The organism is Micromonospora humidisoli, assembly GCF_016900955.1.
In the GTDB taxonomy this organism is placed as follows: Bacteria; Actinomycetota; Actinomycetes; order Mycobacteriales; family Micromonosporaceae; genus Micromonospora; species Micromonospora wenchangensis.
The window spans coordinates 1,227,256-1,238,901 of record NZ_JAFEUO010000001.1; the positions used below are offsets into that span (position 1 = coordinate 1,227,256).

General features: G+C 72.7%; 11 protein-coding genes. 5 read left to right on the plus strand and 6 right to left on the minus strand.

Going from position 1 to position 11,646, the window contains the following annotated elements; genetic code table 11:
* The first annotated feature begins 5 nt into the window (after positions 1-5).
* Entirely contained in the window at positions 6-911 is a 906-nt protein-coding gene (locus JQN84_RS05280) for a proline iminopeptidase-family hydrolase (RefSeq protein ID WP_204957227.1), read from the plus strand.
* 24 nt (positions 912-935) lie between these two features.
* Here JQN84_RS05280 and JQN84_RS05285 read toward each other — a convergent pair whose 3' ends face one another.
* Entirely contained in the window at positions 936-1,400 is a 465-nt protein-coding gene (locus JQN84_RS05285) for a winged helix-turn-helix transcriptional regulator (protein WP_204957228.1), read from the minus strand.
* Between the two features lie 121 nt (positions 1,401-1,521).
* Here JQN84_RS05285 and JQN84_RS05290 point away from each other — a divergent pair, with 121 nt between their 5' ends.
* Positions 1,522-2,388, plus strand: a complete 867-nt coding sequence (locus JQN84_RS05290; protein WP_305070786.1) for an aldo/keto reductase family oxidoreductase — start codon at positions 1,522-1,524, stop codon at positions 2,386-2,388.
* A gap of 64 nt (positions 2,389-2,452) precedes the next feature.
* On the opposite strand, the gene JQN84_RS05295 is transcribed toward JQN84_RS05290, so the two are convergent.
* On the minus strand, positions 2,453-2,707 hold the full coding sequence (locus JQN84_RS05295; protein WP_204957229.1) for a phosphopantetheine-binding protein: 255 nt from the start codon (positions 2,705-2,707) through the stop codon (positions 2,453-2,455).
* Between the two features lie 157 nt (positions 2,708-2,864).
* Between JQN84_RS05295 and JQN84_RS05300 the strand changes: the two genes are divergently transcribed.
* Complete coding sequence (locus JQN84_RS05300) at positions 2,865-4,460, plus strand: D-alanine--poly(phosphoribitol) ligase (RefSeq protein ID WP_204957230.1); 1,596 nt, start codon at positions 2,865-2,867, stop codon at positions 4,458-4,460.
* 129 nt (positions 4,461-4,589) lie between these two features.
* Here JQN84_RS05300 and JQN84_RS05305 read toward each other — a convergent pair whose 3' ends face one another.
* The 4 genes from JQN84_RS05305 to JQN84_RS05320 form a co-directional block, all read right to left on the minus strand.
* A complete protein-coding gene (locus JQN84_RS05305) occupies positions 4,590-6,134 on the minus strand; it encodes an AMP-binding protein (protein ID WP_204957231.1) in 1,545 nt (514 codons plus the stop codon).
* 25 nt (positions 6,135-6,159) lie between these two features.
* Positions 6,160-7,089, minus strand: a complete 930-nt coding sequence (locus JQN84_RS05310; RefSeq protein ID WP_204957232.1) for an ACP S-malonyltransferase — start codon at positions 7,087-7,089, stop codon at positions 6,160-6,162.
* A gap of 64 nt (positions 7,090-7,153) precedes the next feature.
* Positions 7,154-8,410 (minus strand): pyridoxal phosphate-dependent aminotransferase, encoded by a 1,257-nt coding sequence (locus JQN84_RS05315; RefSeq protein ID WP_204957233.1) that lies wholly within the window; start codon positions 8,408-8,410, stop codon positions 7,154-7,156.
* A 29-nt stretch (positions 8,411-8,439) separates the two neighbouring features.
* The gene (locus tag JQN84_RS05320; RefSeq protein WP_204957234.1) at positions 8,440-9,786 is read right to left on the minus strand and encodes a KamA family radical SAM protein; all 1,347 of its coding nucleotides are present in this window, start codon (positions 9,784-9,786) and stop codon (positions 8,440-8,442) included.
* A gap of 356 nt (positions 9,787-10,142) precedes the next feature.
* Between JQN84_RS05320 and JQN84_RS05325 the strand changes: the two genes are divergently transcribed.
* Positions 10,143-11,330 carry a cytochrome P450 gene (locus JQN84_RS05325; protein ID WP_204957235.1) on the plus strand — a complete coding sequence of 396 codons (1,188 nt, stop codon included), beginning with the start codon at positions 10,143-10,145 and terminating at the stop codon, positions 11,328-11,330.
* Positions 11,327-11,563 carry a ferredoxin gene (locus JQN84_RS05330; RefSeq protein WP_088642118.1) on the plus strand — a complete coding sequence of 79 codons (237 nt, stop codon included), beginning with the start codon at positions 11,327-11,329 and terminating at the stop codon, positions 11,561-11,563. Before JQN84_RS05325 ends, JQN84_RS05330 begins: the two co-directional genes overlap by 4 nt.
* Positions 11,564-11,646 lie beyond the last annotated feature (83 nt).

Sequence of the window (11,646 nt, forward strand, 5' to 3'; positions counted from 1 at the left end):
CGGGAGTGGACGACATGACACTGGCACCGACCGCGAAGGGCACCGTCGAGTTCGGTGACCACCGGACCTGGTACCGGGTGACGGGCGAGCTGCACGACGGCAAGCCGCCGCTGGTGGTGCTGCACGGCGGGCCCGGCAGCACCCACGACTACCTGCTGAACATGGCCGGGTTGAGCCGGTCCGGCTGGCCGGTGGTGCACTACGACCAGCTCGGCAATGGCGGCTCCACCCACCTGCGGGGCCGGGGCGCCGACTTCTGGACCGTCGAGCTGTTCCTCGCCGAACTCGACAACCTGCTGGACCGCCTCGGCATCGCCGAGGAGTACGTGCTGTTCGGGCAGTCCTGGGGCGGGGTGCTGGCGGCGGCCCACGCGGCCGACCGGCCGGCCGGGCTGCGCGGCCTGGTGATCGCCAACGCGCCCGCGTCGTACCCGCTGTGGCTGCCGGAGCTGGACGTGCTGCGGGCCGCGCTGCCCCCCGGGGTGGACGCGACGCTGCGCCGGCACGAGGCCGCCGGCACCACCGGCAGCCCGGCGTACACGGCCGCGATGATGGTGTTCTACCAGCGGCACGTGTGCCGGCGGAAGCCGTTGCCGCCGGAGCTGATGGCCACCTTCATGGAGATCAACGGCGATCCGACCGTCTACCACGCGATGAACGGGCCGAGCGAGTTCCACATCACCGGCACGCTGCGCGACTACTCGCTGCTCGACCGGCTGCCGCAGATCGACACCCCGACCCTGGTGATCAGCGGCGAGTACGACGAGGTCACCCCGGCGGCCGTGCGCCCCTTCCACGATCTCGTCCCCGGGGCCCGCTGGGAGATCATCGAGGGGGCCAGCCACCTGCCCCACCTGGAGACCCCGGAGCGGTTCACCGAGATCCTCACCCAGTTCCTCGACAAGCTCTGAGCCCCGACCGCCCCGGCGGCCCGCTCAGGCGGGGCGGGCCGCCGGGGCGGGGTGCCGGGCGTCGTAGGCCGCCCGGTGGGCGTGCACGTCGTCCAGGTGCGTTTCGGCCCACGTCTTGAGGGCACGCATCGTCTCGTGCAGCGAGAAGCCGAGGTCGGTCAGCTCGTAGGTGACCGTGACCGGCACGGTCGCCGTCGCGGTCCGGCTGACCAGGCCGTCGCGTTCCAGGGTGCGCAGCGTCTGGGTGAGCATCTTCTGGCTGACCCCGGCGAGCAGGCGGGACAGCTCCGAGTAGCGCATCGGTCGGGGGGTGCCGGCGCAGTCCGCGCCGAAGGGGTGCGACCCGTCGGTACGCAGCGCGGCCAGCACCAGCGCGACCCACTTGTCGGAGATCCGGGCGAGCAGTTCCCGACTGGGACACTGTGCCACGAACGCGTCGTACGCCACCGCCGTCTCCGCGCGGCGCTCGGCCGCCGTCCTCGTCGTCATCGCCGTTCCTCCCACAGTCGGTGTGCTACGCACTTTGAGGTGCCTACTTCCCATCAGAAACCTACCTCACCGATAGTGGTCCGGTACCAGCCCGTTCACCAAGAAAGGCCGAGGTAACCGCATGCTCACCCGTACTCTGCCCGGCGGCACCTGGACGCTGGGCGACCTGACCGTCAGCCGGTTCGGCTACGGCGCCATGCAGCTCGCCGGCCCCGGGGTGATGGGACCGCCCGCCGACCCGGACGCCGCCCTGGCCGTCCTGCGGGAGGTCGTCGCCCTCGGCATCACGCACATCGACACCAGCGACGCCTACGGGCCGCACGTCACCAACCGGCTGATCCGCGAGGCCCTGCACCCGTACCCCGAAGGGCTGCACCTGGTGACCAAGGTCGGCGCGACCCGGGACCCGCAGGGCGGCTGGCCCATCGCGCGCGAGCCGGAGCAACTGCGCCGGGCCGTCGAGGAGAACCTGGAAAACCTCGGCGTCGAGGCCCTGGACCTGGTCAACCTCCGACTCGGCGACGCCATGGGCCCCGCGGCCGGCTCCCTCGCCGAGCCGTTCGAGACGCTCCTCGCGCTCCAGCAGGAGGGCCTGATCCGGCACCTGGGACTGAGCAACGTGACGCCGGAACAGGTCGCCGAGGCGCAGTCGATCGCCCCGATCGTCTGCGTGCAGAACCTCTACAACCTGGCGTACCGCAGGGACGACGCGCTGATCGACAGGCTCGCCGGGCAGGGGGTGGCCTACGTGCCGTACTTCCCGCTGGGTGGCTTCAGCCCGTTGCAGTCCGCGGCGCTGTCGGCCGTGGCCGCCCGCCGGGACGCCACGCCGATGGCCGTCGCGCTGGCCTGGCTGTTGCAGCGCTCACCCAACATCCTGCTCATCCCCGGCACCTCGTCGGTGGCGCACCTGCGGGAGAACGTCGCCGGGGCGGCGCTGACCCTCACCGCCGAGGACCTCGCCGACCTGGAGGCGATCGGCCGCTGACCGGCAACCACGAACAGTGCCCGTGACCGGACCGGTCACGGGCACTGTTCGGGACGCGTGCCGCTCACACCGCAGCGGGCGCGCCCCGCATGTCGGTCAGCACGCGCCACAGCGTCTGCGGGGTGGCGAACGTCTCCATCGACATCGCCTCGTCGACGAAGCGCACGTCGTACTCGCTCTCCAGGGTGGCCAGCAGTTCGACCATGGCGAGGGAGTCCAGGCCGGAGTCGCGCAGGCTGGTGCCGGCCAGCAGCGTCTCCTCGGGGTCGAGGAAGGGCAGGTGCTGGCGCAGGATGGCCTCGAACCGTTGATCCCACATGTCCGCGATTCCTTCCGGTGCAGGGTGAACAGACGCTAACAACGCCCGTGGGCGCTGACGACCCGACAATTCCCCGGCCCTCGGCCGACCCGGGTAAGGGGTCGTTAGGGGGGTCGATGCGGGTGGGGGCCGGCGGGGCCGCCGATACGCTCCGGCCATGAGTCGAGAGAACTTCGCGCGCACGCATGCCTCCGTGGAGACGTTGCACGAGTTCCTGTTGGCGGGTGCCCGGCTGACGCCCGACAAGCCGGCCGTCATCCAGGCCGTCGGCGGCGAGGTCGGCTCCATCTCGTACCGTCAGCTCGCCCAGCGGGTCGACGGCTACGCCGCTGCCCTCGACGAACTCGGCCTGGACATCGGCGACCGGGTGATCCTGGAGTCGGACACCTCGCCGACCGCCATCGCGGTCTTCCTGGCCTGCTCCTCGCTGGGCCTGACGTTCATCCCGGTCAGCCCGGAGACCCCGGCCCAGCGGCTCGCGCTGATCGCCGAGAGCACCGCCGCCGCGCTGCACCTGCAACCCGTCGACGGCCGCCGCGAGGGTGTGCCCGCGCCGCTGGGCACCGCCCGGTTCGGCCCGGACGGCATCCAGGTCGAGCGGACGCCCGCGCCGCGCACCCGGCACCGCCGGGAACTGGTGCCCACCGACCCGGCCTACATGATCTTCACGTCCGGCACCACCGGCCGGCCCAAGGGCGTGGTGATGAGCCACCGGGGCGTGCTCGCCTTCTTCCGGGGGATGCTGCGGCACGGCATCGTCTCCGCCGAGGACCGGGTCGCCACCACCTCGCCGTTGCAGTTCGACTTCTCGCTGCTCGACATCGGCCTGGCGCTGGGCAGCGGCGCGGCCGTGGTGCCGGTGCCCCGGTCGCTGCTGCGCTGGCCGCGCCGGTTCGTGCAGTTCCTCGCCGACAGCGGCGCCACCCAGGTCAACGGCGTGCCGTCGATCTGGCGGGGGGTGCTGCGGCACGAGTTCGCCGGGCTGGCCGCGCTCGGCGAGCAGATCCGCGGGGTGCTCTACTCGGGCGAGAACTTCCCCCTGCCCGAGATGCGGGAGCTGCAACGCGCCCTGCCGCACGCCCGGGTGGTCAACTGCTTCGGCAGCAGCGAGTCCATCGCCGCGTCCTTCACCGACGTGCCCAACCCGCTGCCCGAGGACGTCGACCGGATCTCCATCGGCCACGCCCACCCGGGCGCGGAGATGCTGCTGATCGACGAGGACGGCCGGCCGGTCGACGAGCCGGGTGTCGTCGGGCAGATCCACCTGCGCAGCGCCGCCCTGTTCCACGGCTACTGGAACGACCCGGAGGCCACCGCCGCCGCGCTGGTCCCCGACCCGCTCAACCCGGCCACCGGGCAGGTGGTCTTCCGCACCGGCGACCTGGCCTACCGGGGCGAGGGTGGGGAGCTGTACTTCACCGGCCGGGCCGACTCCCTGGTCAAGATCCGGGGCAACCGGGTCGAGCTGGGTGAGGTGGAGCGCCGGGTCCGCGAGTTCCCGGGCATCGCCGGCGCCGCCGCGCTGATGCTGCCGCAGGAGGGCAAGGACCCGGTGCTGGCCGCGTTCGTGGTGCTCGACGAGGGCGTCACCGGTGTGGAGGAGATGGAACTGGGCGCGTTCTGCCTGGAGGCGCTGCCCGACTACATGGTGCCGCAGCAGGTCCGGGTGATCGACGAACTGCCGGTCAACGCCAACGGCAAGATCGACCGCCGGGCCCTCGCCGAGCGCGCCGGACAGCCCGCGCAGCGCTGACCCGGCCCCCGACGGCCCCTGGCCGGTCCCTTCAGGAGGGGGACCGGCCAGGGGTTTTCTCCTGCCGGCACCCGGGGGTGGACGGCACGATGCCCGGCCCGGAGTGCTCCGGGCCGGGGATCGACAGGGTCAGTTCCCGGCGGCCTCGCGGGCCAGCCGGGCGCGGTCGACCTTGCGGTTGGAGTTCAACGGGAACTCCGGCACGTGCCGGTACGACCGCGGCAGCATCCCCTTGGGCAGGATCTGCCGCAACTGCCGGGACAGCTCCGCCGGGGCGGTCGGCGCACCCGTGTAGAAGACCACCAGTTCGGTGCCGCCGGCCCCGGTACGGGCCACGGTCACCGCGTCCTCGATGCCGGGGCAGCCCCGCAGGGCGTGCTCGATCTCGGCCAGCTCCACCCGCCAGCCGTGCACCTGCACCTGCGAGTCGAGCCGACCCAGGTAGATCAGCTCCTTGTTCTCCAACCGCCGGACCCGGTCCCCGGTGCGGTACCAGCGCCGGCCGTCGCGCAGCAGGAACCGGCCCTCGTCGTCGGCCGGGTCGAGGTAGCCGGGGGTGAGCTGCGGGCCGGTGATGCACAGCTCCCCCTCCACCTCGCTGGCCGTGCCGTCGGCGTCGAGCAGCACCCCGTCGTGCCCGTCGTGCAGCGTCCCGATCGGGACCAGACCGTTGACGCACAGCCCCGGCGAGGTCTGCGGCGACCAGCGGTGCCCGGTGATGGTCACGGTCAGCTCGGTCGGGCCGTAGATGTTCTCCAGCGTCGACCCGGGGGCCGATGCCTGCCAATCCACCGCGTCCGCCGCGTGCAGCGCCTCCCCGGCGAAGAAGCTCCACCGCAGCGACGGCATCGCCGCCGCCGCCAGCCGGCCGGTCCGCCGGACCAGGGTGATCGCGCTCGGGGTGGAGAACCACACCGTCAGGCCCCGCTCGGCGACGAACGCCGGCACGTCGCGGTAGGCCGCCGGCGGCACCGGGTGCACGCTCGCCCCCGCACCCCAGGCGCAGAACAGGTCGAACATCGCGCAGTCGAAGTTCAGGTCGAACGACTGGGAGAACCGGTCGTCCGGACCGAAGTCGTATCGGTCGTCCAGCACCGAGAAGTAGTGCCGCAGGTTCCCGTGGGTGATCGGCACCCCCTTGGGTCGCCCCGTCGACCCCGAGGTGAACAGCACGTAGGCGACGTCGTCCGGGCCGGCGGCGCGGGGCGTGGCCAGCGGCGTCGCCCCCACCACCGGCAGCCGCAGCCCGCTGCCGCTGCCGCGCGGGTCCACCACCGGCGCGAACACCGGCACCCCGGCCACCGCGTCGCCCAGCTCGGCCCGGACCGCCAGCCCGGCCTCGTCGAGCAGCAGGGTGGACACCCCGCACGCGGTGAGCATCCCCGCCGTCCGGGCCGCCGGGAACTCCGGGTGCAGCGGTACGGCGGTCGCGCCGACGTACAGGGTGGCCAGCAGCCCGGCGTACGACTCCAGGGTCTTGCCGGCCAGGATGCCGACCACCCGGGGCGGCCCGTCCGGGCCGGCGGCCAACGCCCCCGCCCAGCGCAACGCGGTGGCGTGCAGCTCCTCGTAGCTGACCGGCCCGGACGGCAGATGCAGGGCGGTGGCCCGGGGCGCCGCGGCCAACCCCTGGAGGAACCGGCCGTGCAGGGCGTAGTCGGTGTGCTGGGTCATCTCGTCCTCCGTGCTCTGCCGACCGTCAGGCGGCAACGCTGCGGCGGATCGGCCGCAGCGCCCGCCGGGGGTCCACGATGGTGGTCCGGAAGTTGCGGACGGTCGCGCCGACCCGGCCCCACAACCGGTCCGGTCCGCAGACGTGCACCGTCTGCACCCCGGACCGCTGGAACGTGGCGACCACCTCCGGCCAGCGCACCGGGGTGACGATCCCGTCGAGCAGCATCGTCCGTACGCCGTCGGCGGTGGTGCGTACGGTGCCGTCCTGGTCGGCGACGACCGGGATCTGCGGGTCGGTGAAGTGCAGCGACCCGAACAGCTCCGCCTCCACCCGGTCGCGCAACGGCCCGAACGCGGCGGCGTGCAGCGGCGGGTCCATCACGTACAGCGGCAACCCACCGCCGGCCCGCAGCCGCTGCGCCAGCCAGTCGGTGCGCCCCTCGTGCAGGGTCACCATCCAGAAGTCGGTGTCCACGTAGCAGGAGATCTCGTACCACTCGCCGGCCTCGTCCAGCTCGGCCAGGATCTCCCGCAGCCGCTCGGCCGGGGTACGGACGAACGACATCGTCACCACGCCCCGCTGCTCGGCGGTGAAGTACTCCGTCTCGATCCGGGACAGCCGCGCCGTCATCCGGACCGCCTCGGCGAAGTCCAGCGCGCCGCTGAACACGGCGGCGGCCTTGCCCCCGAAGCTGGGCCCGGCGATCAGGTCCGGCCGCAGGTCCATGGTCCGTTCCGCCCACCGGGCCAGCGCCACGCAGTTGACCAGGAAGGCCACCTGCGCGTACTCGGAGTAGTCGCTGTCGCTGTCGCGGTACCTGGCGAACAGGTCGTAGTCCAGGGCGTCGCTGGCGGTGGCGAGCAGCTCGCGGGCGTCCCGGTCGATGAGCATGAACTTCGCGACGTCGGCGAAGTCGCACGGACCCATCCCGGGGAAGACGATGGCGCTGGTCATCTGGGGCGTCCTTGTCGTCGGGGCAGACCGGCACCGGCGCGGTCGGCGGGGGAGTCGGTGCGGGTCACCGGGGAAGCTTGGCCAGGGCCTGCTCGATGCGGACCAACGCGTCGGCGACGTGCGGCACCGTCAGCGGGTCGGCGGCGGTCTGCGTCTGCCGCTGCTGCTCCCGGGTCTCGCCGTAGAGCATGCTGGTGGCGGCCCGGAACCGCAGCGCCTCCGGCCGGTCGCCGAAGTGGTGGCCGGAGAGCACCGCTATGCCCAGCTCCTCCAGCAGGTAGCGCTGCAACCCTGCGCCGTCGGTGATGCCCTGCTCGGCCAGCGGCTCGCGCAGCGGCGCGAAGTCCGGGTAGACGTAGAACGCGCCGGTCGGCGGCCGGCAGGTGGCACCCGCCTCCACCATGATCCGGTGCACGGCGCCGGCCACCGCGCCGTGCAGCGCGGCGTCCTCGACGAGCCGCTCGCGGATCTCCGGCGGCTCGGCGAAGGCGTACCGGGCGACCGACTGCATCGGCCCGGCCAGGGTGGACCAGATCTCGCTGGCGACCGAGGCCACGTCGGCCCGGAGGCGCTCACCCCACCCGCCGGCCGGGAACCGGGCCGCGCCGATCCGCCAGCCGCCGAGCGCCAGGTTCTTGCTGAGCCCGGTGAGCACCACGGTCCGCCGGGGGGCGACCTCGGCGGGGGAGAGCAGGTCCGTGCCCGGGGTGTGCAGGATGTCCCGGTAGATCTCGTCCGAGACGATCAGCAGGTCCTCCTCCTCGGCGATCGCGCACAGCTCGCGGACCAGGTCGTCCGGGGCGTGCGTGCCGGTCGGGTTGTCCGGCGAGGTGAGCACCAGAAGGCGCGGGTCGTGACCGAGCACCCGGGCGGCGCGGATCGTCTCCCGCAGCGCCGCCGGGTCGGGCACCCCGCCGCACGACTCGGGGACCGGCACCCCCAGCGCGGTCTTGCCGGCCAGCCGGGCCTGCGGGGCGTAGGTGACCCAGCTCGGCGCGGCGAGCAGGGTGTCCCCGCCGACGACCAGTTGCAGGGCCATCAGCAGCGGCTTGCTGCCCGGCGCGATGATCACCTGGTCGGCCTCGGTGGGCAGCCGGCGACGGGAGAAGTACCCGGCCACCGCGTCCAGGGTGGCGGCGTCGCCGACCACCGGCCCGTAGGCGTTACGGTCGCCGCCTTCGGTCAGTGCCCGCAGCAGCGGCGGGAACACCGGCAGGCGGGACTCGCCGAAGCCCAGGTGCACGATGGACTCGCCGGCGGCGATGCGCTGTGCGACCAACTGGTCGAGTGCGAGGTTGGGCGAGATCTTCCGGCCGGCCATCGCCAGCTCCCTTCGGGTCGGTGGGTGGTTCAGGCGGTGACGGCCGCGCCGGGGCGGGCCGCGCTGGGGCTGACCGCGGCGAGGATGTCCGCCGGGGCGCTCGGGTCGATCTCCAGGTCGCTCAGCCAGGCCGCGTCGGCCGACCAGCGGGCCCGGAACGGCCTGCCGACCAGCCGCCGGTCGCGGGCCTGGATCAGCCGGAGCTGGAAGAAGTCGCCGTCCGGGGTCCGCTCGACGCCGTCGACCAGGACCTTGCCGGGGGTGGCCGACATGACCGGTCCGCGCACCGTCCGGGCCAGGCCGGGCAGGTCCTGGTACGCGGTACGGAAGATGTCGGCGGCCCGGGTCAGCGGCACCTGGAAGTAGTCCCGGGGACCGGTGTCCCGCTCGACGAACATGTAGTAGGGCACCGCGCCGACAGCCAGCTCCGCCCGCCACATCTCGCTCCAGGCGCGGGCGTCGTCGTTGACGTAGCGGATCAGCGGGGCCTGGCAGTAGACCACCGCCCCGGTCGACCTGATCCGGGCGATGGCCCGGCCGGCGACCTCGGTGGCCAGCTCCCGGGGGTGGCTGAAGTGCGCCATCACCGCGACACTGCGCCCCGATGCGACCACCTGCTCGAACAGCCGCAGCAGGTCGTCGGCGTCGCTGTCGGAGACGAACCGGTACGGCCAGTAGGCGACCGCCTTGGTGCCGAACCGGATGGTGCGCACCGTGTCGACGGCCAGCAGCGGCTCCACGTGGCTGCGCAGCCGCTCCGTCGACATGATCATCGGGTCGCCCCCGGTGACCAGCACGTCGGTCACCGCCGGGTGCCGGTGCAGGTAGCTCACCAACTGCTCCGGGCCGGGTGCGGCGAACCGCAGGTCGGCGTCCCCGACGAACTGTGCCCACCGGAAGCAGTAGGTGCAGTACGCGTGGCAGGTCTGCCCCTGCTGCGGGAAGTACAGCACCGTCTCCCGGTACTTGTGCTGCATGCCCGGCAACTCCTGGCCGTCCAGGCTGGGCACGTTGTGCTGCTGCTGCCCGGACGGGTGCGGGTTGAGCCCCGCGCGGATCCGGGCCACCTCGCCGCGCAGCCCCTTACGGTCACCGGCGCGCAGCAGGTCGCCGACGATCCGCTCGTCGGCGGCGGCGAGCATGCCGCGCTGCGGGAACACCAGCCGGAAGATCGGGTCGTCCGGGATACGGTCCCAGTCGATCAGGTGCGACAGGACGTACTCGTTGACCCGGAACGGCAGCACCTGGGAAATGGTGCGGACCGCGTGCAGATTGTCGGCCGACAATCCGTACCGGGCGCCCAGCTCTTCGATGTGGTGCGGCCCGAAGGAGTGGAACCGCCCCGGATCGGCGGTCGTGGAAACGAGCAGGGACATCAACCATCCTCCATGGGGGGTTGCGCCCACCGACGTGGCGTGACTCAATCACCGGTGCGCGCCCGCGAGAATCGCTCGACGGTCAACAGCGCGTTGCCTCGCCCACACGCTAGTGGCGGCCCGTCCGCCCGGACCCCTAGCGGAACCCCAGAGCCGCCCCTTAGCGCAGCCGGTAGGGGGAGGCTAGGGGCGTCGCGGGGGTGTAGGTGGATTTCCTTTCCTGATTACGTATCCCTCGCCTGGTCCGGCCGGCGCCCGGCGTGTCGCCCGGATACGCCGTACCGCACCGAGCGGCCGAAGAACATCGACGCCAGCGCCGGATCACGTGCGCCCGGTGCGACCCGAGGGAGTGCTCCGTGACGATCGATCAGGAGATCCGTAAATATCCGTTCAGCGAGGCGCCCGGGATCGACATCGACCCCGTCTACGGGCTGCTGCGCAGCACCGAGCCGCTGGCCCGGGTGCAACTGCCGTACGGCGAGGTGTCCTGGCTGGCCACCCGGTACGAGGACGTCAAGACCGTGCTGACCGACCCGCGGTTCAGCCGGGCCGCGGCGCAGGGCAAGGACCAGCCCCGTACCCGCGAGGAGATGACCTACGAGGGCATCATCGGGCTCGACCCGCCGGACCACACCCGGCTGCGCAAGCTCGCCGGCAAGGCGCTGACCGCCCGCCGGGTCAACGAGATGCGCGAGGGCGCCCAGCGCATCGCCAACGAGTACGTCGACGAGATGATCGCCAAGGGTTCCCCGGGTGACCTGGTCGAGCTGTTCGCCCTGCCGTACCCGATCACCGTCATCTGCGAGCTGCTCGGGGTGCCGTTCGAGGACCGGGCCCAGTTCCGGATCTGGACCGAGGGGCTGACCAGCACCAGCGAGCAGCTGATGGTCTACGCCGAGCAGCTGTTCGGCTACATGGGCAAGCTCGTCGCGCAGCGCCGTGAGCAGCCCACCGACGACCTGCTCGGCGCGCTGGTCAAGGCCCGCGACGAGGGCGACCGGCTGACCGAGCAGGAACTGCTGTCCATCGCCGGGGTCGGGCTGCTGCTCACCGGCGTCGAGACGGTCTCCACGCACATCCCCAACTTCGTCTACGCGCTGCTCACCCACCCGGAGCTGATGGCGCAGCTGCGCGCCGACCGGAGCCTGGTGCCGGCGGCCGTGGAGGAGCTGCTGCGGATGATCCCGCTGAACCCGGCCGCCATGTTCCCCCGGTACGCGGTGGAGGACGTGGAGCTGAGCGGGATCACCGTGCGTGCCGGTGAGCCGGTGCTGGTCTCCCTGCCCGGGGCCAACCGGGACCCGGAGGTCTTCGACAACCCGGAGACCTTCGACTTCACCCGCGAGCAGAACCCGCACGTCGCGTTCGGCCACGGCCCGCACCACTGCCTCGGCGCGCAGCTGGCCCGGATGGAGCTGCAGGTCGCCCTGCACACCATCCTGGACCGGTTCCCCGAGCTGAGCCTGGCCGACGGCGACGCGGGCGTGTCGTGGAAGTCCGGCCTGCTGGTCCGGGGCCCGAACAAGCTGCTGGTGGCCTGGTGACCGCTGTGGACACCAGGTGGACCGTCACCGTCGACCGGGACGCCTGCATCGGCACCGGGGTCTGCGCCGGCGCAGCCCCCCGCCAGATCGAGATCCGGGCGGGCAAGGCGTCCGCCCTGGCCCCGGAGACCGCCCCCGACGAGGCGGTCATCGACGCCGCCGACATGTGCCCGATGTCCGCGATCACGGTCCGCGACGCCGCCTCCGGCGCGCTGCTCGCGCCCGAGGAGTAACACCGCCCCGACCGGTGAACCCACCGGTCGCCGCGAGGCCGCCGCGACCGGTCCCCCTACCGGTCGCGGCGGCCTTGCCGTGA